Raw genomic sequence first — 20,989 nt, forward strand, 5'->3', positions numbered from 1 at the left:
CGGCGTGCGCGAGGACGCCCGCCATCGGCCGATGACGGGCGTCCCGTGGTGGATCTCCTTCCCGGTCGACCCGGCATCGGGTCGGACGGTCAGTTCTGGACGGCGTACGCCTGGGTGACGGTCTGCTTCGCCTGCGCCCCGCCGGGGCCGTCGGCGGTGGCGCGCAGGGTGACGTGTCCGGGCGTGGCGGGGTTGGTCACCGAGGTGGTCCAGCTCTCGCCGTTCTGACGGACCTGGAGCTCCCGCCAGGTGGCGCCGTCGTCGAAGGACGCCTCGACCCGGGGGCTGGTGAGCTCGCCCCCGTCGGCGAAGATCGGGATCTCGGTCACCGAGCCGGGCTTGGCCCGATTGTAGGAGTCGAGGCCCTGGGGCGTGAACCGGAGCGAGGGCACCTTGAGCTCGGTGAACTCGTCGGTGTGCGCCGAGGTGAACGTCCAGGAGGCGTCGATGGCCGTGGCCAGCGCCGCGTGATCGCCGTTGCGGCGGGCCGAGACGTGCACGGTGTAGGCGCCCTCGGCCGCCGGGACCTGCGCCTCCACCACGCACTGGTCGGGGCCGTCGCAGTCCTGCAGGTCGATCTCCTCAAGGACGGCGCCGTCCTTGAGCAGCGACGCCGTGCCGGTGAGGTTGCCGTCCCAGCCGGTACGGCCGGGGTCGCCGTCACTGAACAGGTGCGCCACGGGGTCGTAGCCGATCTCGTCGCCGCCGGTGCGGTGGACGGACGGCGCGGCGGGGCCGACCACGGCCGTGTTCCACACCTCGGTGAACTGGCCGCGCTGCACGGTCCGTGACGCACGCTCGGAGAGTGCGTACCCGGGCTGCGTGAACTCGCCGGACCAGCGCAGGGCGTCCCCCGGTGTCAGGTAGTTGTCGATCGTTCCCGGAACCGTCACGGGCAGGGAGGAACTGCCGATGGCTCTCGCGCCGGCCACGTTGACGGATCTGCCGAACCGGCCTGTGGCGGCCACGTCCTGCGCGCGGAAGGTCATGCTGACCTTGGCGAGGTCGGCCCGGTTGAACCGTCTGGCCGGATCGAAGGGGATCACGCCGGTGCGGTGGTCGACCAGGTCGTACCGGCTGGGGCTCGCGCCGCCCGCCGCCAGCGACTGGTACGCCACGTAGGTCAGGCCCGGCTGGCGGGCGGGCAGCACGTACACCTCGCTCCCCTGCGACAACCGCCTGGTGTGCTGGACGCCTCTTCCCACGGTGGTGCCCAGGGCCGTCCAGATGTCGCCGAACGGCTCGGCCGCCGGGTCGTCCACCGTGAGGTTGATCCGCTGGGCATGGCGGGCGTCGAGCGTCAGGTTCAGATCGCCCGAGCCGATCTGGAGCACGCGCTCGATGTAGGTGGTGCCCGTCGCCCCACCGCTCAATTCCGTGTACAGGTTCCACGCGCCGGGTGCCAGACGACGTTCGGCGACACCGCCGATGAACTTCAGCGGCGCGCGTTCACCGGTCGTGAGGTTGGTCAGCGTCGTGCCCGAGCTCGCGGTGGCGCTCGGCGCGGGTTTGCCGTCCCTGCCGATGATCGTCAATGTCAGCGTGTGGGCTTCGGGTTCGATGTACGCGCCGGTCAGGCTGCGGATGGTGAGATCGCCCGCGGTGGCGGTGAGCGTGCCGGGGTGGACACCGGGTCCCCGGCTCCGGTCCAGGGTGAGCGTCACCGAGGCGTCGCCGCCCGCCGGGACGGTGAGGCGGTCGGCCGACAGGGTGTAGGGGCCGTCCTCGGCCAGCGTGAGGTTCACCGGCTCCTGACCGGCGTTGGTGTAGGTGATCTTCTCGGTGATCTCCTCCGGGTAGTGGGGCCAGGAGAGGTAGGTCCAGAGGTTGCCGGTGTCGGACACCACGTTCTGGGCGACCGCGCGGGCCACGTCGACCCGGCCGGCGCCCTGCTCGTACTGGGTCAGGCCGTCGCCCGGCTTGGCCGTGCCGATCAGCGCGCCCTTGAGCTGGTGGCGGGTCCAGCCGGGGTGCTGCTGGGCGAGGATGGCGGCCGCGCCGGTCACGTGCGGAGCCGACATCGAGGTGCCGTCCTCGGCCTCGTACGGTTCGCCGGCGCCGCCCCCGCTGCGTGCCGCGACGATCCCCGCACCCGGTGCGGTGATATCCGGTTTGACGGCCAGGTCGATGACGCGCGGGCCCCGGCTGGACCACCAGGCCAGCTTGTCGTCCTGGTCCACCGCGCCGACCGTCAGCGCGGCGTCCGCGCTTCCTGGGCTGCGGACGGTCTCCTTGGGGAATCCGTCGTTGCCGGCCGCGACGACGAACAGGCTGCCCGTCTCCTCGCTGAGGGTGTTCACCGCCTCCTCCAGCGGGTCCAGCCCCGGGGTGTCCGTCATGCCGAGGCTCATGTTGATGATGGGCGCCTTGATCTCGTTGGCCGCCCACTCCATGCCGGCGAGCACGTCGGACACCAGATTGTCGTCCCGGCTTCTGAGCACCTTGCCGACGACGACGTCGGCGTCGGGGGCGACGCCCCGGTACTTGCCGCCGGACGCCTGCCCCGAGCCCGCCAGAGCCGAGGTCACCGGGGTGCCGTGGTTGAACGTGTCCATGGTGTCGGGCGCGTCGGTGAAGTTGCGGGCCTGGGTGACGACGTCCTTGAGGTCGGGATGGTCAGGGTCGTAACCGGAGTCCAGCACGGCCACCGTGACACCCTTGCCCGTCAGGCCCTTCTGCCACGCCACGGGCGCGCCGATCTGCGGGACGCTCCGGTCCAGGGCCGGGAAGACGCCGCCGTCCAGCCACAGCTTGGACACCCCGGCCGCGAGCGTCTTGGCGCCGGCGGCGGGGCGTAACCGCTGCCAGACGGTGGCGGCCTGGCTCTTGGGCACCTCGGCGGCCTTCAGCCCGACGGAGCTGAAGGAGCGCCCGGCGAGCGCGGGCCCGGGCGCGCCGCCGCCCTTGGTCAGCACCGGGATGCCGGTGCGGTGCGCGTCGTCGTATCCCCATTCCAGCAGGCGCGTCACGTTGAACAGGCGCGCGTCGACCAGGCCCTGGTCGATCAGCGGCTTGGCGTCGGAGGGCAGCACGGAGGTCTGCCCGCCGACCGTCTCGATGGAGAAGGTGACCTTGCGCCCGGCGCCGGGAGTCACCCGATATCCCCGCGCCCCGCCGGACGCGCCGGGCACGGTCACCCGGTCGCCGGTGATGAGGGTGATGGTGGTGGGCGCCGGTGAAGGGCCGGTTTGGGCGGCGGCCGTCTCGGCGGTCGCGGACGGTGTCGGCACGCTCAGCGCGGTCAGGACCGCGAGGGCGAGTACTGCGGCTTTTCGCGTCATTGGCATCCTTGGTGATTCGTCGTTCACCACTCGTGTCCCCGGGTCGGGCACGCGCGGCGGCTTACGCCGGGGCATTCGACGTTCCGGCCATGTCGCTTTCCTTTCGGTTTTCTTCGGACCTCTTCGAATTTCCTTTCATGAAAGAGGCTCATGAAATCTGGAAAACGTCGGACGGGTCACGAAGCGTAGGCATTTACTACTCGTCAGGCAAGCATGTCGGCAAGCGGATTAGCAGCGCCTTCATGGCGTTTTCACAGCGCTTTAGCGGCAGGTCAGCGGCATAAATGTTGATCCACCGCGCATCGCCGGTGTCGGCGGGCTAACGTGAATCCGTGCCCACGGATTGCCTTTGGAGGTGGCGTGGCGGAAACCTTGGGGAGGTTTCGATACGCATTGCTGGGTCCGCTGAAAGTATGGCGGGACGGGGAGGAGCTCGACCTCGGCTGGGCCAGGCAGCAGGCGGTTTTGGCAGTGCTGGTGCTGGAGATGAATCGCCCGGTGTCCATTGCGACGCTGATCGACGCGGTCTGGGACCACGATCCGCCGCGTAATGCCCGCAGCACCGTACAGACGTATGTCAGCCGGTTGCGGCGCGTTCTGCAGCCGGACGGCACGTCGGATTCGCATCCCAGGGTGCTGGTCCACTCGGACGCCGGCTACCAGGTGTGCGGCGACCCCGCGGACCTGGACACCGCCGGGTTCGAGCGGCATCTCACGTCCGCCCAGGAACAGTACGCGGGAGAAGACCTCGAAGCGGCGGCCAGGGAGGTCGAGGCGGCGCTGGCCCTGTGGCGGGGCGAGCCCCTCGGCGGGCTGCGCGGCCCCCGGGTGGAGGCCGAGCGCCGGCGGCTGCTGGAACGCCACTGCTTCGCCAGGGAACTGCGCGCGACGATCAGCCTGGAACGCTGCCAGTACACCGCGGCCATCGCCGATCTGACGCGGCTGATCGGCGAGTTCCCGCTCCAGGAGCGCCTGCGCGGGCTGCTGATGCTCGCTCTCTACCGGTCCGGCAGGCAGGCGGACGCCCTGGTGGCCTTCCACGACATACGTGAGCTGCTCGCCGCCGAACTGGGCATCGATCCGGGTCCGGAACTCCGCGACCTGCACGAGCGGATCCTGCGCGCCGAGCCGGAACTGGCGGAACCCGCGCCGGCGCCGGCCCGCCCCAGGGCCGTGGAACCGGACGACGAGGCGCCGGACGGCGATTCGTCCGACGATCATCGTCTCGACCGGGCGGCACGTGAGCTCGCGTTGGCGGTCAGCAGGCAGTGGATCGCCGAGGCCGCGGCCCGCTCCCTGCACCGGCCCAAACCCGTCCGACTGCGCTGGTCCAGCACGGCCCGCCCGATCGCCGCCATGGACTTCGCGGTCCTGGGCGAGGACGACAGGGAGCCAGACCGGGCGAAGCCGATGGATCTGCGCGGCGACCCCGAAGACCTGGTCGCCGCCTTCCGCGGGTTACCGGCCCGCCAGCTCGTGATACTCGGCGAGCCCGGCGCGGGGAAGACGGTGCTGGCGATCCTGCTCACGCTCGGGCTGCTCGACGACCCCAGGCCGGGGGAGCCCACTCCCGTGCTGCTGCCGCTGTCGTCCTGGAACCCGCATCGCGATCACCTGCACACCTGGATCGCCCGCAGGCTGGCCGAGGAGTATCCCGGCCTGGCCAACCAGTCTGCCTACGGCCCGGACGCCCCGGCGCGCCTGGTCAGCACCGGGCGCGTCATCCCGATCCTGGACGGCCTCGACGAGACCCCGCCAGGCCTGCACGCGGCCGCGATCGACGCGCTCGACGAGGCGATCACCGGCGGCTGCCCGCTCGTGGTCACCTGCCGCAGCACCGAGTACGAGAGCGCGGCCAGGCACGCGATCCTGTCCAGGGCGGCCGTCATCGAGATCGAACCGGTCGGGGTCGAGGACGCCATCACCTACCTCACCGCCCGCCGCCGGGCCGGCGAGGATCGCTGGGACCCCATCGTCGGCCATCTGCGCGCCCATCCGCGGGGGCCGCTGGCGCGCGCGCTGTCCACCCCGCTCATGGTGGATCTGGCCCGCAGCGCCTACGCCGACCCCGACAGCGACCCGATCGCCCTGCTGGACTCCCGCCGCTTCCCCGGCCAGCCCGAGATCGAGGAGCACCTGCTCGGCAGGTTCGTCTCCACCGCCTACCGGCACCATCCGCCGGCGCCGGGCGCCCGGCCCGACCGTTCGCCCCGCTACCGGCCGGAGCAGGCCGAACGGTGGCTCACCTTTCTCGCCGGCCACCTGCGGCGGAAGAACACCCACGACTTCGCGTGGTGGGAGTTGATCAGTGCCATCCCGCGCCGGGCCACCGGGCTGGTGCGCGGGCTTCCGCCGGCGATCCTGTCCGCGCTGGCCGGCTTCATCGCCGACGGCCCCGTGGTCGGGCTCGTCTACGGGGCCTCGCTCGGGGTGGCCGGCGTCGTGGCCTGCGCGTGGGGCGAGCTGCCGGGCCCGATCCGGGCCGAGGCCCGCTTCGGCGGCACCGCGAACCGGTTCTTCAGCCGGTGGTCGATCGGCGTCACGATCGGCGCCGCGCTCGGGCTCGCCTGGACGCTCCCGTCGTTCCTGACGATCATGCTCTGCCTGGTCTTCGGGCTCGCCACCGGGGCGCACGTCTGGCTGGACATTCCCGCCGACGTCAAGCGAGCCGCCGGCCCGGCGGCCGTCCTGCGGCAGGATCGCGTCGCCGCGCTGTCGTTCACGCTGTCCATCGGCCTGTCCATCGGCCTGTTCTACGCGACGGCGTACCGGTTCACCGGCGACGACCATCTGATACCGAGGCTCGCCGACGTCTTCGATCCGGAGACGGCCGCGGCGGCCGGTCTCGCGGCGGCCCTGCTCGGCCGGTTCGCCTACGGCCGTCTCGGGGGCGTGGCGTACGGGCTCGCGGGCGTCGTCCTCGGCGGCCAGGTGGTGCCCACCTCGGACTCGTTCGCGTTCGGGCTGCTGATCGGGGGCGTCTTCGGGCTCGCGGTGGGCCTGACCGCCGCGATCTCCCGAGCCTGGGGGACGTTCACGGTCGCCCGCGCCTGGCTCGCCGTGACGGGACGTACCCCGCTGCGCCTGCTCCGGTTCCTCGACGACGCCCACCGGCGGGGCGTGTTGCGCAAGAGCGGGGCGGTGTACCAGTTCCGCCACGCCCGGCTGCGGGATCACCTGGCGAACGAGCACGGACCGGACCAGCGTCGTACGCCCTCGGCCCCGCCGCCGCGGCTCGAGCCCGCGACGGACCTGGACCCACGCTGAGGGCTTCCCGCGCACCAGGCGGTTCATGGCGGGAACTTGACCCGGCGGGGAGCGCCGCCGGCCCGGCCGCGGGGTACGTGGGCTGGCACACGACGTGGTTCCACGAGCGTGAGCCGCCCAGCCCCGGGAGACGAAGGCCAAGAGGACGCCGGTGACCCAGTCCAGCACGCACACCGAGGCCGCGCGGAAGATGTCGCTGCCCGCGCTGACCGCGATGGTGGTCGGGTCCATGGTCGGGGCCGGGGTGTTCTCGCTGCCGCGCAACTTCGCCCAGGCCACCGGCATCCTGGGCGCGGTCGTCGCCTGGCTGATCGCCGGGCTGGGCATGCTGATGCTCGCCTTCGTCTTCCAGACGCTGGCGGTGCGCAAGCCGCACCTGGACGCCGGCGTGTATGCCTACGCCAAGGCCGGGTTCGGCCAGTACCCGGGCTTCTTCTCCGCCTTCGGCTACTGGGCCAGCGCCTGCGTCGGCAACGTCTCGTACTGGGTGCTGATCAAGTCCACGATCGGCGCGGTCGTGCCCGCGTTCGGCGAGGGCGCCACGATCGCGGCGGTGGCCGTGTCCGCGCTCGGCGTGTGGGCCTTCCACTTCGTGATCGCGCGCGGAGTTCGTGAGGCGGCCAGGATCAACCAGATCGTCACGGTCGCCAAGCTGGTGCCGATCCTGCTGTTCGTCGTGATCACGGCGGTCGCGCTGCGCGGCGGGGTGTTCGGCGCGAACCTGTGGGGCGGCGGAGAGCGCTCGGCCGGGGCGCTGTTCGAGCAGGTCAGGGCCACCATGCTGGTGACCGTGTTCGTGTTCCTCGGCGTGGAGGGCGCCAGCGTCTACTCCCGCTACGCGCGCCGCAGGTCCGACGTCGGCCGGGCCACCGTGCTGGGCTTCGTGTCGGTGCTGGCGCTGTTCGCCTCGGTGACCATCCTGTCCTACGGCGTGCTGCCCAAGGACGAGCTGGCCGGGCTGCGGCAGCCGTCCATGGGCGGGGTGCTGGAGTCGGTGGTGGGCGCCTGGGGAGCGGCGCTCATCGGGGCCGGGCTGATCGTCTCGGTGCTGGGCGCGTACCTGGCCTGGACGCTGATGGCCGCCGAGGTGCTGTTCGTGGCCGCCAAGGACCACGACATGCCCGCCTTCCTGGCCCGCGAGAACCGCAGGAACGTGCCGATCGCCGCGCTGGTGATGACCAGCGGCCTGATCACCGCGGTCCTGGCCGTCACCCTGTTCTCCGACGACGCCTTCACCTTCACCCTGGAGCTGACCAGCGCGCTGTCCCTGATCCCCTACCTGCTGGCGGCCGGCTACGCGCTGCGCCTGGCCCTGACCGGGGAGAGCTACGACAGCGAGCCGCGTGGCCGGGGCCGGGACCTCGCGGTCGCCGCGCTGGCCACCGGCTACACCGTCTTCCTGATCGTCGCCGCCGGGCTGAAGTTCCTGCTGCTGTCGTGCGTCATCTACGCGCCCGGCACGATCCTGTTCGTGCTCACCCGGCGCGAACGCGGCCTGCGGCCGTTCTCGCCGGCCGAACTGGGCCTGTTCGCCGTCGTCGTCATCGGGGCCGTCGCCGGCGTCGCCGGGCTGGTGACGGGCCGGATCACCCTCTAGCACTCCGGACCCCTCGCGGACGGTGCCGGCCACCGCGCCCGATTTCGTCATGGTTTGTCGTGGTACGGTCTCTCGAAAATGAGAATCATTTTCAGGAGTCCGATGTGAGATCGTCGCCCGCGTCAGCCCCCGTGGACGCCGCCCAGCCACCCCGCGCACCCCGAACGCCCGCACCCGTCGCGATCCCGTTGATCGTGGCGCTGCTGGCCGTGGTCCTGGCCGCGTCGGTGCTGCTGGCGATCGGGACGGGAGCCGCGGCCGTGCCGCCGGGGGAGACCCTTCGCTTCCTGTGGGCGGCCGTGACCGGCGGCTCGATCGCCGCCGACGACGTCACGGCGTACCAGATCATCTGGCAGGTCAGGACGCCGCGCGTGCTGCTGGCGGTGCTGGTCGGGGCCGGGCTGAGCGTGGTCGGGGTGGCGATCCAGGCGATGGTGCGCAACGCGCTGGCCGACCCGTTCGTCCTGGGCGTGTCGTCGGGGGCGTCGGCCGGGGCGGTGCTGGTCACCGTCACCGGCGCGCTCGCCGCCCTGGGGATCTACGCGGTCTCGGCCGGCGCGTTCCTCGGGGCACTGCTCGTCTCCGCGCTGGTCTACCTGACCTCGCGCGGCGCCGGCGGCCTGATGCCGCTGCGGCTGGTGCTCACCGGCGTGGCGATGGCGTTCGGGTTCCAGGCGGTGATGAGCGTGATCGTGTATCTCGTCCCTGACGGGGAGTCGACCAGCACGGTCCTGTTCTGGTCGATGGGTGGCTTCGGCGCCGCGACCTGGGGAGCGCTGCCCGTCGTGGCGGTCGTCACCGTCGTCACCGCCGTGGTGCTGCGCCGGTCCGCCCGCAGCCTGGACGTCCTGGCACTCGGCGACGAGACGTCCGCGAGCCTCGGCCTGGACACGGCCAAGCTGCGCCGCGGCCTGTTCGTGCTGACGTCGCTGGCCACCGGGGCGATGGTCGCGGTCAGCGGCGCGATCGGCTTCGTCGGGCTGGTGATGCCGCACCTCGTGCGGCTGTGGGTGGGTGCGGCGCACGTCCGCGTGCTCACCGTCGCCCCGCTCGCCGGGGCGATCTTCATGGTGTGGGCCGACCTGGCGGCCAGGACGCTGGTGGCGCCGCGCGAACTGCCACTGGGCGTGATCACCGCGCTGGTGGGCGTCCCGGTCTTCGTCCTCCTGCTGCGCCGCCGCGCCTACCTGTTCGGCGGCCGGTGATGACGCGGCTGCTGCTGGACGACCTCTCGGTCTCCGTCGACGGCGCCGCCATCGTGCGCAACCTGGTGCTGGCCGTGGCGGAACGGCAGGTGGTGGGCCTGATCGGGCCCAACGGCTCGGGCAAGACGACGGCCCTGCGCTGCGTGTACCGGGCGCTGCGGCCGTCCGGCGGCGTCATCAGGGTCGACGGCGCGGACCTGTCGCGGATGCCGCCGCGCGACAGCGCGCGCGTGATCGCCGCACTCACCCAGGAAGGACGGGCGGACCTCGACTTCACCGTCGAGGAGACCGTCGCGCTCGGCCGCGCCCCTCATCTGCGCGGCAACCAGGCGCTCAGCCCGCGCGAACGCGAGCTGTGCCGTGACGCCATGGCCAGGACGGAGGTGCTGCACCTGGCCGGGCGCGGCGTGCTGACGCTGTCCGGCGGGGAACGCCAGCGCGTCCTGGTGGCCAGGGCGCTCGTGCAGGAGCCGCGGGTGCTGGTGCTCGACGAGCCGACCAACCACCTCGACCTGCACCATCAGCTCCGGCTGCTGTCGATGCTCCGGCGCTCCGGGCTGAGCGTGCTGGTCACGCTGCACGACCTCAACCTCGCCGCCTCCGCCTGCGACCGGCTGGCGGTGCTGTCCCAGGGGCGTCTCGTCGCCTGCGGCCCGCCCGGTGCGGTTCTCACCGAGGAACTGCTGCGCGAGGTGTTCGGCGTCGAGGCGAGCGTCGTCCCCCATCCGCTCACCGGAGTGCCCCAGGTGCTCTGCGACCTGCACTCGTCCACGACTCAACAGTGACACGACACATCAGTGAAAGGAAACATCGCGTGAAGACCCCTACCCTCGCCGCGCTCCTGACCGGCGCGCTCCTGCTCGCCGGATGCGGCGCGCAGGTGCAGGCGGACGGCGCCGCCGCGCGCAAGGTGACGGTCAAAAGGTGCGGCCAGGACGTCGAGTACACGACGCCGCGGCGCGCGGTCGTCTACGAGGGCGGCAGCGCGGACAAGATGTTTGCACTCGGGCTCACCGAGCACGTGCACGGCTACGTGATGCCGCCCGCCAACCCGCCGGTCACCGAGTCCCCCTGGGCGAGCGAGTACGCCAAGGTCGAGTTCCTCGGCGACGACCTGCTCAACCGCGAACTGGTCGTGGACGCCGAGGCCGACTTCGTGGTCGCCGGCTGGCGCTCCGGCTTCAGCGACCAGCGCGGGATCACCCCCAAGATCCTCGACGGGCTGAAGATCCAGAGCTTCATGCACACCGAATCGTGCTTCAACTACCCCGGGCATCCGGAGCGGGTCACCCCGTTCGAGGCGCTCTACACCGACCTCGAACGCCTCGGCCGGATCTTCGGCGTCGAGGACCGGGCCCGGGCCCTGGTCACCGAGTACCGCCGGCGCGTCGAGGCGGTACGCGCCCGGGCGCCCAAGGGCGACCCGGTCTCCGTCTTCCTGTACGACTCGGGCACCGACAAGCCGTTCACCGCCGGCAGCCAGGTGCCGCCCAACGACATCATCCGCTTCGCCGGCGGCCGGAACATCTTCGGCGACCTGGACGCCCGCTGGGGCGAGGTCACCTGGGAGTCCGTGGTCCAGGCCCGGCCGGAGGTGATCATCATCCTGGACTACGGGGACAAGCCCGCCGCCGAGAAGATCAAGTTCCTGAAGGAGTTCCCCGCCACCAGCAGGCTGCCCGCCGTGGTCGAGAACCGGTTCCACATCCTCGACTACAACGAGGGCATCAGCGGGCCGCGCGTCATCGACGGGCTGGAGGGGTTCGCCGAGTACCTGCGCGAACCGCCGCAGTGACCGCGGGGACGCGAGAGGAGGGGAAGCCGCTCAGCCCGGATCACAGCCAGTCGCGCCGCTTGAAGATCAGATACAGGCTGAGACAGGTCAGCACCATCAGGCCGAGCGCGAACGGGTACCCGTAGGCCCAGCGCAGCTCGGGCATGCCGGGCGCCTCGAAGTTCATGCCGTAGACGGTGCCGATGAGGGTGGGCGCGAACAGGATGGCCGCCCACGAGGAGATCTTCTTGATCTCCTCGTTCTGGGCCAGGCTGGCCTGCGTCATGTGCTTGATCTCCTCGTTCTGCGCCTGGGAGACGAGGGTGGCGTTGACGGTGAGGATGTCGGCGAGCATCTGGCGGAAGCCGTCGACCCGCTCGGCCACGGTGGTGGCGTGGTCGGCGACGTCACGCAGGTAGCGCTGCAGCTCCTCCTCGGTGCCGTACTTGGTGAAGCCGGCGGTCAGGCCGTCCAGGATGGCCAGCAGCGGGCGGGTGGCCCGCTGGAACTCGATCACCTCGCGTGACAGCTCGTAGATGCGGCGCGAGACGCCGGGGTCGCCGCCGAAGACCTGGGTCTCGATCTCGTCGATGTCGTTCTGCAGCCCGGCGATGACCGGGGCGTAGCCATCGACGACGTGGTCGAGCACCGCGTACAGGACAGCTTCCGGGCCGCGCGCCAGCAGCTCGGGGTCGGCCTCCATGCGCTCGCGCACCGGGTGCAGCGCCGGGGCGTTGCCGTGCCGGACGGTGAGCACGAAGTCGGGGCCGGTGAACAGATGGATCTCGCCGAACTCGACCTGCTCGGCGGCGTCGTCGTAGCGGGCCGCGCGCAGCACCACGAACAGGGTGTCGCCGTAGCGTTCGAGCTTGGGCCGCTGGTGCGCGACGACGGCGTCCTCGATGGCCAGCTCGTGCAGGCCGAACTCCTCGCCGAGCGCGGCCAGCTGTGTCTCGTCGGGCTGGTAGAGCCCGATCCAGCCCATGATGCCGGGCAGGTGGCGCAGCCTGGCGTGGACGTCGCCGGGGGTGGCGGGGCCGTCGAGACGCTTGCCCTGCTGGTAGAGCGCCGCGTCCACCACCTGGGGCCCGGCCGGGCGGGCGGGACCACGGCCGCGCGGGTCCATCGACTCCTCGGGCGACGGCTCGCGCGAGGCGACGGCGGGCGTGCCGACGCGCCTGGCCGGACGCAGGACACGCGACCGCCAATCGGACATCATCATGGGGGACCTCCGGAGACCGGCTCAGCGGGCCACCCGCGCAGGCGCGCGCGCACCGGGGACGTCGAGACGACATGCGGTGCGCGGACACGGCGGCGCGGGGCCAGAACGGGAAGCGAACGTTCAGCGGGTGCGACTGGGAGGTTGACTGCTCATGCAGCCTCACCTCCTCGCGTTCGGGCCCGGGCCGGCCGGTTCAGGAAGAACAGCCCCAAGATAGCGCACAAACCCCGCATCACGATCGTCACCGCCTGATCGACGAGGACGACGAGACGCGGATCATCATGGGAGCATCGACAGTGCTCCGACCCCCCGGTCATGGAGATCGCCGTGTCGTCCGACAGCTCGGTGGAGGTCTTCGGGGCCGACATCGTCATCAACGGCGGCACCGGGCCGCTCGAGGTACGCGGGTTCTCCGGCGCGATCGAGGGCACCACCCACTCCACGGACGTCAAGGTCCGCTTCACCGTCGGCGCGAACGACCTCGTCCAGGCCGCCGGAGAGGCCCCCTGCCCACTCCTGACCCTCGCCGGACGGGCACGCCCGCGGAAGCAGGTCAGCCGCCGACGGTGACGACGACCTTGCCCGCCGCGTGCCCCAGCTCCTGGTAGCGGACGGCGTCCGGGATCTCGTCGAACGGGTACACCCGGTCGATCACCGGCATGAGCCGGCCCTCGTCGGCGAGCCCGGCCAGCGTGGTCAGCAGTTGCCCCGGGTGGGGGTGACGGACGATGTCGGCCAGGCACGTGCGCTGCGCCGCGAACCGGCCCGTCACGAGCGTCGCCATGATCGCGCCCATCGGCTGCAGCCAGCGCCCCGCCGGTCCGCCGATGAGGACGTGCGCCCCCTCGGACGTCAGCACCCGGCGGCACGCCGACCCCCGGTGACCGCCCGCCGCGTCGACGAGCACGTCGTACCGGTCGCCCTCGCGGGTGAAGTCCTGCTTGGTGTAGTCGATGACCTCGTCGGCGCCGAGCGAGCGGACCAGGCCGGCGTTGCGTCCGCTGCACACGCCCGTCACGTGCGCGCCGAACGCCTTGGCGAGCTGCACGGCGAACGTCCCCACCCCGCCGGACGCGCCGTTGACCAGCACCCGCTGCCCCGCGCTCACGCGGCCTTCCTCGCGCAGCGCGAGCAGGGCGGTGCCGGCGGCCAGCGGGATGGCGGCCGCCTGCTCGAACGTGAGCGTCCGCGGCTTGCGCACCAGCGCGTCCTGCGGCAGGCACACGTATTCGCCGAAGCCGCCCTGCTTGGCCAGCGCGAACACCTCGTCGCCCGGCTCGAACCCCGTCACGCCCGGCCCCACCCGCTCGACCTCACCGGCGACGTCGGCGCCGAGCACCGCGATACGCGGCCGGCGCAGCCCGAGCCCGCCACCGCCGCCCGTCAGGCGGGCGGCGTACGGCTGGCCACGCAGCAGGTGCCAGTCGTAGGGCTGCACCGAGGTGGCGCGCACCCGCACCAGCACCTCGCCGCGAGCGGGCGCGGGCCGCTCGACCTCTCTCAGCTCCAGGACTTCCGGGCCGCCGTACGTGCGCTGTGTGAATACCTTCATCGCCCTCTCCTTCACCACGACGCCAGTGTGACGAGGGGACGCCGGGCCGCTCTACGGCCGATCGGGCGGATTCCGCATCGTACTTTCGGCCACCGCACCGGGCCCTGACCCGGCCTTTCGGCCACCGGGGCGGGTCACATCAGGTGTTTCATGCCGGGACGGCCGCGCCCATGATGCGGGCGACCAACGCGCGGGCCGGCGCGAGGCCGACCGGCCCGGCGCCGATCACCAGGACCTCGGTGTCCTCTTGTCCGGGGCTCGTCTTGTCCTGGGTTCGAGGTTCAGCGGGACCGGCGGCCGGCCGTCGGCTGTGTCACGCCCGGCCCGCCCGCGTGCGGCGTCTGGACGTAGCCCTCGGCCGGTGCGGGCAGCGCCTCGACGCACGCCGTCGAGCAGGCGTTCACCAGCAAAGGCAGGACGTCCGCGCCCGACGTGCGCAGCGAGATCCAGACCTGGCGGAGATCCGCGCCCTCGACGGGCCCGTCGCAGACGCTGCAGCCGCGGATCGCGGCGGCGCCCCAGACCCCCGGGTCCAGGTCCCCGAGATCGACGCCCCGGCCGCCGTCCGCAGCCGCCGACAACAGCGGAAAGGGCGGCCGCCGCTTGTAGTTGCCGTAGAGCGCGCGGGTGCTCACCGTGCTGCGCCGCAGGTCGGGGCATCGGGTGATCTCGTAAGGGAACCAGTGCAGGCGGTAGGAGGTGTACGGGGTGAACTCCGCGAGGCTCCGCATGGCGCCGATCTCGGGCGGGATGCGTACCAGGTTGCTGCCGTAGAGCACGAAGTGTTTCACCGCGGTGAGCTTGGCGATGGTCGGCGGGAGCGTGACGACCTGACGCCGCTGCTCCGCGGTGAGCTCGACCAGGGGCTTGAAGACCTCCCGGCCGTCGTCCGCCGCCTCCTCGATCAGCTCGAGCAGACGGACCCAGCCGGGCGCCGTGGTGTCCTGGTGCTCCCGGTGGAAACGGGTGGCGCGCTGCGGCCTGGCGCCCGTCTGCTCGATGCACCGGCAGAAATCACGAGCTGAACCGCCGCCGCCGGGACCGACGGTGTCGGCCCAGCGATTCGAGAACACCTTCGGCGTCGACTTCTCACTCATCCGCTCACAGTAATGGCGCGGCAGGCGAGTCCGCCGAACCGGGCCGAAAGACGACCATCCAGCCGGTCGGGGCGGCGCCAGGGTCCAGCCGAGGGAACCTCAGGGCGTGTTCGTACGGGGCGCTCGGGCTGTCTGGGCGTGGGTGGCTCGCTCGCCGGCGAGCGGAGGACTGGGTTCTCGCCGACGCGTCCTGTCGGCGTGCTGTGGTACCTGTTGGTCGCATGAACACCGATCATGCCGACCTGGCCGACCTCGCGGTGCTCCGTGCCGCGTTCGACGGTGAAGCATGTGAACCGCCACTGGGTTGGAAGGCCGTCCATGCCTTCGAGGCTGAGCACGGGGTCGTCTTGCCGGAGCCGTATCGGACGTTCGTGGCTGAGATCTGCGACGGTTCCTTCTCGGGACCGCCGGACTTCGGGCTGGTGCCATTGGCTGATCTGCCCGAGGACTGGGGAGACGATCGGTCGCCAAGGATATTGTCCCGCCCTTCCCTCTGACGGAGGCATGGGTGTGGGAAGACGATCCCCGTCCTCCAGAGAAGATCGATGAGGTCTTCGATCACGGCTCGATCGTCCTGGGCACCGACGGCTGCGGCCTGTACTGGCACCTCATCGTCACCGGTCCGCACCGGGGGCACGTGTGGCAGATCAGCGGCGAAGGCGCCGGACCCTTCGGCATCTCCTCGGGAGAACCTGGATTCGCCGGGTGGGTCAAGCACTGGGCCGGCCACTAGTCTCCCGTACCGCCCGACCTGGGTGGATGGGACTTTCCGCCCGGTAGCCGAAGGCCGTTCGGCGCCGGATCATGCGGACGTTTCCGGCCTGGTGCGTCAGGTCGAGGCGGACGACCGCGCCGATCTCGACGAGCTGGTCGGGCAGGGCGAGATCGGACACCCCATGACGGAGCTGGTGGGGCGGTGCTCGCCGCAGTACGCGGCGTGCAGGCGGGCGCCCGTGCCGCCGGCCCGATATGTAGAGCGGGGGCTGGACGGTCACGATGAATTCCTTGAGCCGAGGTGGTCCGGTACGGCTCCCGGTCAGTCTCGGGGTGCTCTGCGGTCTCGCCGGGACTCCAGCTCCTCCTGGCTGACCACGGTCAGCATCGGCTGTCCCGGTGCGCAGAACATCGTCACCACGAACGCCGACTCCTCGTCGGTGAGGTGGTTGCCGTCCTGGTAGTGGATCAGGTCGCCGCCGGGCTCCCAGAACGCCTCGCCCGCGCGGACCACCCGGACGGGGTCGCCTTCGAGCTCGAAGTTGACGGCTCCCTTGATCACGTACCCGTACGCCGGTCCCGAGTGGCGGTGCGGCGGCGCGCCGGGGCTGTTCGGCGGCAACGTGACCAGGATCGTCATCGCCTCGGCCCCCTCCGGCGCGGGCGGCGCCCCCGGCACTGTGGCGACCACGTCGAGCTTCGGCGGCGGCCCGCTCCGGCCGGGGGAGTCCTGGGGGTGGTCGAGGTGGGAAAGGTGGTCGGTGCTCATCAGGCATCCTCCGCGGGACGGTGACCGGCTCGATCCGGCCGTGCATCAGTTAGGACAAGCTGGCGCTCCGATGCGTGACACCGCTCCAGCACGTGACGGCCCGCCGGACCCGAGCTGTCACGGGCCGGGCCGCCGTCCGGTCTCACAGGCAGGACGGTCCGACGGAGCGACGAGGAGCGAGATCTTGCCACCAGCCCGCATCAGGATCCGGATACGGATGCGCGCGCGCCCCATCGACGAGCCGCATCGTGTCGCGAGCCAGCTGGAGCTGCGCAGCAGGTGCGCCACGATCGCGGCGATGAAGATCAGCGTGCCCCAGTGGTGCATCTGGCGCATCAGCAGACCGCCGCGCACCTCGAAGCTGATCTCCAGCGACGACGCGAACGCCTGGCTCATCATGACGCCGCGCAGCGGCACGCAGGCGCCGTCGTAGACGACCTCCTCCATGGACGGCTTGAAGAAGAACGTCAAAAAGACGCCCGTGACCAGGACGACCACGAAGGCGTACAGGGCGATCTCGCCCAGCAGGAATGTCCAGTGGTTGGCGAACGCCTTGCGCATCGCCTTGTTCAGGAAACCGGCGCCACCGAAACGATCGTCCAGCGCCGTGGCCAGTGGCCCGATCTTCATCGTCACCCCACCCACTCGGTTGCGTCTCACAGCAACGACCAGGTGAAGTCCCGGATCGTGACACCGGCAGGGGTGCGGCGAGCCTTTCGCGCGGGTATTTCACGGGAGTGATTCCGTTATCGCCTCCCTCCCCGGGAAAGGAAATCACATTTCCCCATAACTCTGTTTTATGGCTGCCTTTGGCTCGAAAGCGGCCGATGGTTCGACATTTCTTGACAATAAGCTGGATTCCTATTGTCAGCGGAGTTGTCGCGGGCTACCTCTGGAGAGTCACCCTCCCTTACCCCCCGGGATCACCATGCGATCACTCTCCAGGGCCGCGCTCGTACTGGCCGTGCTCACCGTCGGCGGCCTGCCCGCCGTACCGGCGGCACAGGCGGCGGCGGACGCGGCCATGATCGAGGAACGGGTCTACGTGGAAACCACCGTGGACACCGACCACGACGGACGGCCCGACCGGGTCGCCGTCGACATCGCGCGGCCCACCGGCTCGGCGCCCGTACCCGTGGTGTTCGAGCACAGCCCGTACCGCACCGGGCTGAACAACGTCCCCAACCACAACGTCAACGTCGACAGGCTCCCGCAGGAGGACCTGTTCGACGGGGCCCGGCTGGCCGGCCGCGACCCCGGAGACATGGCCGCGAACAAGCCGGTGCCCGACCTGCCCGGCTGGTACGACGACTACTTCCTGCCCCGCGGATACGCCGTCGTGCTCGGGCACAGCATCGGCACCGGCTCCTCGGAAGGCTGTCCCACCGGCGGCGACAGGAGCGAGGCGCTCGGCGCGACCGCCGTGATCGACTGGCTCAACGGCCGCGCCCGCGGCTACGACTCCGCGGGACGGCAGGTCACTGCCACCTGGAGCACCGGGAACGTGGGCATGATCGGCATCTCCTACGACGGCACCCTGCCGAACATGGCCGCGGCCACGGGCGTGCCGGGCCTGAAGGCCATCGTGCCGATCGCGGCCATCTCCAGCTGGTACGACTACTACCGGGCCAACGGCCTGGTCGTCGCCCCCGGCGGATACCAGGGCGAGGACGCCGACGTCCTGGCCCGCGCCGTGGTGAAACGCGCCGGCTGCGGCGACGAGCTCGACGCGCTGGAGGCCGCCCAGGACCGCGTCACCGGCGACCTGATCCCGTTCTGGCAGGAGCGGGACTACGTCCGGCACGCCGACCAGGTCGGCGCGGCCGTGTTCGTCATCCACGGCCAGTCCGACTGGAACGTCAAGGGCCGGCAGTACGCGCGGTGGTGGGAGGCGCTGAAGCAGCGCGGCGTGCCACGCAAGATCTGGCTGCACAACGGCGGGCACGGCACGGCCTCACGCTCCGACTACCAGGCGACCGTGGGCAGGTGGTTCGACCAGTACGTCAAGGGCGTCGACACCGGCATACCGAACGAGCCCAAGAGCGACGTGCAGTACCGCGACGGCACCTGGCGGCAGTTCGCCGACTGGCCGGACCCGGCGGCCACGCGGACCGTCTTCCACCTGGGCGCGGGCTCCGCGACCGCGCCGGGCGAGCTGACCACGACCCCGGCGACGGGCGAGGTCAGGCAGACGTTCACCGACCAGGGCCGCACGATCAGGGCCGAGACGCTGGCCGCGAACCCGGACACCGCCAACGCCAACCGGCTCGTCTACCGCACGGCCCCGCTGCCCACCGCGATGCGGTTGTCCGGCGTGGCGCAGGCGGAGCTGCGGGTGGCGGTGGAGAACCGCGGCGACGCCAACCTGACCGCCCTGCTGGTCGACTACGGCCCGGCCGGCGGTACGTCGAGCCCGGTCGTGGTCACCCGCGGCTGGCTCGACCCGCAGAACCGGGGCGGGGCGGAGACCGGGGAGAAGGTGGTGCAGGGCGAGGAGTACGCGCTGCGCTTCGACCTGCAGCCCAAGGACCACGTGTTCGCGGCGGGCCGGCGCATCGGGCTGGTGGTGATCTCCACCGACTACGACTACACGCTGCGCCCGCTCGGCGGCACCAGGCTGCGCGTCGCCCCGGCGCTGAGCACGCTCACGCTGCCGCTCACCGACCTCGGCGGCGGGCCTGGACCGGCCTGCACCGGCCACCAGTCGACCCACCGGGGCACGCTGAACGCGGGGAGCAGCGCGTACCAGCCGGACGGCGGCCACTACCAGAGCACGGTCGCGGGCACGCACCGGGCGTGCCTGGCCGGTCCTGAAGGCGCCGACTTCGACCTGTACCTGCAGAAGTGGAACGGCTCGTCGTGGGCGAACGTGGCCAGCAGCACGTCGTCCGGCGCGAACGAGACGGTGAGCCACAACGGCACGGCGGGCTACTACCGCTACCGGGTGCACGCCTACCGGGGGTCGGGCGCGTACGAGCTGGGCCTGACCAGGCCGTGATCCGGCGGGACCCTCGGCGGCGACCCCCCTCCCGCCGCCGAGGGTCCCGTTTCCCTGCGATTCCATCTTTTTCCGGATTTATCGGCATATTGGCGGGCTTGCCGGGAGGTCGAATGAGCGGCACCCCATCAATCGCGACGTCCTGGGCGGAGTTCGGCCATCGTCTGCGATTCTGGCGGCGCAGTTCCGGTCTGACCCAGGCCCAGCTCGGGCTGCGCCTGGGATATCACCACAGCCACATCAGCAGAATCGAGAAAGGGCTGCGCGAGCCGCCCGCCGGGCTGCCGACGCGCGCCGATCGAGTGCTCGGCACCGAGGGCGAGCTGAACGCGATCTGGACCACCCTGACGGCCCGGCCCCGACAGCACACGCACGCCCCAGGCCGGGCCGACGCCACAGGTCCCGCCCGGGCCGGCCCCGCCGCCCCGGACCGGGCTGAGGCCGCTGACCCCGCTGACCCCGGTCTGGTCGCGTCGCTGATCGCCTGCCGGCCTGCCACACTGCCGGCGGACGGCCTGCCGTGCCCCCTGCACGACCGCCACGGCTGCGCGGTGCCCGGCACCCCGCACGCACCCGCCGGCGAGTGGCGGGACGCCGACGCCGTGCACGAGATGACCGCGCTGCTCGCCGCCTACACCCGCGTGCACAGCAGGCACGCCGCCGCCGACCTCGCGGTCCCCGTCGAACGGTCGCTGCGCACGCTCATGCGCTGGATCGAGGACGCCCGATCACCCGACAGGACGGCGCCGGCCCGCCTGGCCGCCCGCTACGCCCAGCTCGCCGGCTGGCTGCGGGTGCAACGCGGGCAGCACGGCCCGGGCCTGGCCTGGTACGGGCTCGGCCTGCGCTGGGCCGACCTGACCGGGGACACCGAGGCCAGGGCGGCGCTGCTGGGCGACCTGAGCATGGTGGCCAGGCTCGTCCGCGACGCCCGTGCCGCGCTCGGCTACGCCCGGGCCATGGCCGCGTCCGCGCACGGCCGCGCCTGGGTGCTGACGGCGGCCGGCCTGCACGAGGCCCGCGCGCACGCCATGACCGGGGACGCGGCCCGGACCGACAGGCACCTCGCCCAGGCCAGGACGCGCTTCGCCCGGCTCGACGCCCGCGACGCGGCCGAAGCGCCGTGGCTGACCGGCGAGGAGGGGGTCGCCCGCGTCGAGGCGGCCACGGCGGCGGCGCTGCGCGACCTCGCGCTGCTCACCGGCGAGCCCGTCACCGCGCGGCGCGCGCTGAGCGCCGCGCAGACCGCCGCCGCCCGCGTCCCCGGCCCGATGCGCCCCGCGCACCTGCTGCTGACGCTGCGGCTGGCCGACGTCTACGCCTGCGCCGGTCAGCCCGACGCCGCCGTGGCCACGGCCAGGTTCGTGCTCGCCGAAGCCGCGGGCGCCGGCCGCGCCACCATCGACAGGGAACTACGCGGCCTGCGGACCAGGCTCGGCGTCCGGTGGGCCGCGCTGCCCGAAGCCCGCGAGCTCGACCTGCGGCTCGGCCACCCCCACCCGTAGTGCTCGCC

The 20,989-nt window shown here is 71.8% G+C and carries 16 protein-coding genes; 10 read left to right on the forward strand and 6 right to left on the reverse strand.

The annotated features are described in order from the left end of the window. Nucleotides 1-89 precede the first annotated feature (89 nt). Nucleotides 90-3,281: a S8 family serine peptidase gene (locus HII36_RS17170; protein WP_173524195.1), complete on the reverse strand. Its 3,192-nt coding sequence runs from the start codon at nucleotides 3,279-3,281 to the stop codon at nucleotides 90-92. Between the two features lie 393 nt (nucleotides 3,282-3,674). Here HII36_RS17170 and HII36_RS17175 point away from each other — a divergent pair, with 393 nt between their 5' ends. From HII36_RS17175 to HII36_RS17195, 5 genes are all read left to right on the forward strand, one after another. Next, a complete protein-coding gene (locus HII36_RS17175) occupies nucleotides 3,675-6,548 on the forward strand; it encodes a BTAD domain-containing putative transcriptional regulator (RefSeq protein WP_217369617.1) in 2,874 nt (957 codons plus the stop codon). Nucleotides 6,549-6,699: 151 nt separating this feature from the next. Continuing rightward, entirely contained in the window at nucleotides 6,700-8,145 is a 1,446-nt protein-coding gene (locus HII36_RS17180; RefSeq protein ID WP_328807749.1) for a basic amino acid/polyamine antiporter, read from the forward strand. Between the two features lie 104 nt (nucleotides 8,146-8,249). Continuing rightward, nucleotides 8,250-9,350: a FecCD family ABC transporter permease gene (locus tag HII36_RS17185; protein ID WP_173524197.1), complete on the forward strand. Its 1,101-nt coding sequence runs from the start codon at nucleotides 8,250-8,252 to the stop codon at nucleotides 9,348-9,350. Continuing rightward, the gene (locus HII36_RS17190) at nucleotides 9,350-10,135 is read left to right on the forward strand and encodes an ABC transporter ATP-binding protein (protein ID WP_173524198.1); all 786 of its coding nucleotides are present in this window, start codon (nucleotides 9,350-9,352) and stop codon (nucleotides 10,133-10,135) included. Before HII36_RS17185 ends, HII36_RS17190 begins: the two co-directional genes overlap by 1 nt. A 29-nt stretch (nucleotides 10,136-10,164) precedes the next feature. Beyond that, nucleotides 10,165-11,145, forward strand: a complete 981-nt coding sequence (locus tag HII36_RS17195; protein WP_173524199.1) for an ABC transporter substrate-binding protein — start codon at nucleotides 10,165-10,167, stop codon at nucleotides 11,143-11,145. A gap of 40 nt (nucleotides 11,146-11,185) precedes the next feature. Here HII36_RS17195 and corA read toward each other — a convergent pair whose 3' ends face one another. Beyond that, entirely contained in the window at nucleotides 11,186-12,340 is a 1,155-nt protein-coding gene (gene corA, locus HII36_RS17200) for a magnesium/cobalt transporter CorA (RefSeq protein ID WP_173524213.1), read from the reverse strand. Nucleotides 12,341-12,661: 321 nt separating this feature from the next. Between corA and HII36_RS17205 the strand changes: the two genes are divergently transcribed. After that, nucleotides 12,662-12,916 (forward strand): hypothetical protein, encoded by a 255-nt coding sequence (locus tag HII36_RS17205; RefSeq protein ID WP_173524200.1) that lies wholly within the window; start codon nucleotides 12,662-12,664, stop codon nucleotides 12,914-12,916. Here the strand turns inward: HII36_RS17205 and HII36_RS17210 are convergent. Then, nucleotides 12,900-13,898, reverse strand: a complete 999-nt coding sequence (locus tag HII36_RS17210; RefSeq protein WP_173524201.1) for an NAD(P)-dependent alcohol dehydrogenase — start codon at nucleotides 13,896-13,898, stop codon at nucleotides 12,900-12,902. The two genes, HII36_RS17205 and HII36_RS17210, sit on opposite strands and share 17 nt — an antisense overlap. Nucleotides 13,899-14,179: 281 nt before the next feature. Beyond that, a complete protein-coding gene (locus HII36_RS17215; protein WP_217369618.1) occupies nucleotides 14,180-14,995 on the reverse strand; it encodes a hypothetical protein in 816 nt (271 codons plus the stop codon). Between the two features lie 221 nt (nucleotides 14,996-15,216). Between HII36_RS17215 and HII36_RS55695 the strand changes: the two genes are divergently transcribed. Then, a complete protein-coding gene (locus HII36_RS55695) occupies nucleotides 15,217-15,492 on the forward strand; it encodes an SMI1/KNR4 family protein (RefSeq protein ID WP_217369619.1) in 276 nt (91 codons plus the stop codon). Nucleotides 15,493-15,503: 11 nt separating this feature from the next. Then, nucleotides 15,504-15,728 (forward strand): hypothetical protein, encoded by a 225-nt coding sequence (locus HII36_RS55700; RefSeq protein WP_217369620.1) that lies wholly within the window; start codon nucleotides 15,504-15,506, stop codon nucleotides 15,726-15,728. 303 nt (nucleotides 15,729-16,031) lie between these two features. Here the strand turns inward: HII36_RS55700 and HII36_RS17225 are convergent, their stop codons facing one another. Then, nucleotides 16,032-16,478: a cupin domain-containing protein gene (locus tag HII36_RS17225; protein WP_173524202.1), complete on the reverse strand. Its 447-nt coding sequence runs from the start codon at nucleotides 16,476-16,478 to the stop codon at nucleotides 16,032-16,034. Between the two features lie 117 nt (nucleotides 16,479-16,595). Continuing rightward, nucleotides 16,596-17,108: a cytochrome b family protein gene (locus HII36_RS17230; protein WP_173524203.1), complete on the reverse strand. Its 513-nt coding sequence runs from the start codon at nucleotides 17,106-17,108 to the stop codon at nucleotides 16,596-16,598. Between the two features lie 298 nt (nucleotides 17,109-17,406). Between HII36_RS17230 and HII36_RS17235 the strand changes: the two genes are divergently transcribed. Next, the gene (locus tag HII36_RS17235; RefSeq protein ID WP_173524204.1) at nucleotides 17,407-19,476 is read left to right on the forward strand and encodes a Xaa-Pro dipeptidyl-peptidase; all 2,070 of its coding nucleotides are present in this window, start codon (nucleotides 17,407-17,409) and stop codon (nucleotides 19,474-19,476) included. Nucleotides 19,477-19,589: 113 nt separating this feature from the next. Then, on the forward strand, nucleotides 19,590-20,981 hold the full coding sequence (locus HII36_RS17240; protein ID WP_173524205.1) for a helix-turn-helix domain-containing protein: 1,392 nt from the start codon (nucleotides 19,590-19,592) through the stop codon (nucleotides 20,979-20,981). Nucleotides 20,982-20,989: the final 8 nt, after the last annotated feature.

The sequence above is a fragment of the Nonomuraea antri genome (assembly GCF_013283785.1).
Taxonomy (GTDB): Bacteria; Actinomycetota; Actinomycetes; order Streptosporangiales; family Streptosporangiaceae; genus Nonomuraea; species Nonomuraea antri.

Bases quoted from the DNA above. Each gene is read 5' to 3' on its own strand.
- HII36_RS17210 (WP_173524201.1), bottom strand. From the start codon at position 13,898: ATGAAGGTATTCACACAGCGCACGTACGGCGGCCCGGAAGTCCTGGAG.
- HII36_RS17205 (WP_173524200.1), top strand. From the start codon at position 12,662: ATGGAGATCGCCGTGTCGTCCGACAGCTCGGTGGAGGTCTTCGGGGCC.
- HII36_RS17190 (WP_173524198.1), top strand. From the start codon at position 9,350: ATGACGCGGCTGCTGCTGGACGACCTCTCGGTCTCCGTCGACGGCGCC.
- corA (WP_173524213.1), bottom strand. From the start codon at position 12,340: ATGTCCGATTGGCGGTCGCGTGTCCTGCGTCCGGCCAGGCGCGTCGGC.
- HII36_RS17240 (WP_173524205.1), top strand. From the start codon at position 19,590: ATGAGCGGCACCCCATCAATCGCGACGTCCTGGGCGGAGTTCGGCCAT.
- HII36_RS17235 (WP_173524204.1), top strand. From the start codon at position 17,407: ATGCGATCACTCTCCAGGGCCGCGCTCGTACTGGCCGTGCTCACCGTC.
- HII36_RS17170 (WP_173524195.1), bottom strand. From the start codon at position 3,281: ATGACGCGAAAAGCCGCAGTACTCGCCCTCGCGGTCCTGACCGCGCTG.
- HII36_RS17230 (WP_173524203.1), bottom strand. From the start codon at position 17,108: ATGAAGATCGGGCCACTGGCCACGGCGCTGGACGATCGTTTCGGTGGC.
- HII36_RS17215 (WP_217369618.1), bottom strand. From the start codon at position 14,995: ATGAGTGAGAAGTCGACGCCGAAGGTGTTCTCGAATCGCTGGGCCGAC.
- HII36_RS55695 (WP_217369619.1), top strand. From the start codon at position 15,217: ATGAACACCGATCATGCCGACCTGGCCGACCTCGCGGTGCTCCGTGCC.
- HII36_RS17225 (WP_173524202.1), bottom strand. From the start codon at position 16,478: ATGAGCACCGACCACCTTTCCCACCTCGACCACCCCCAGGACTCCCCC.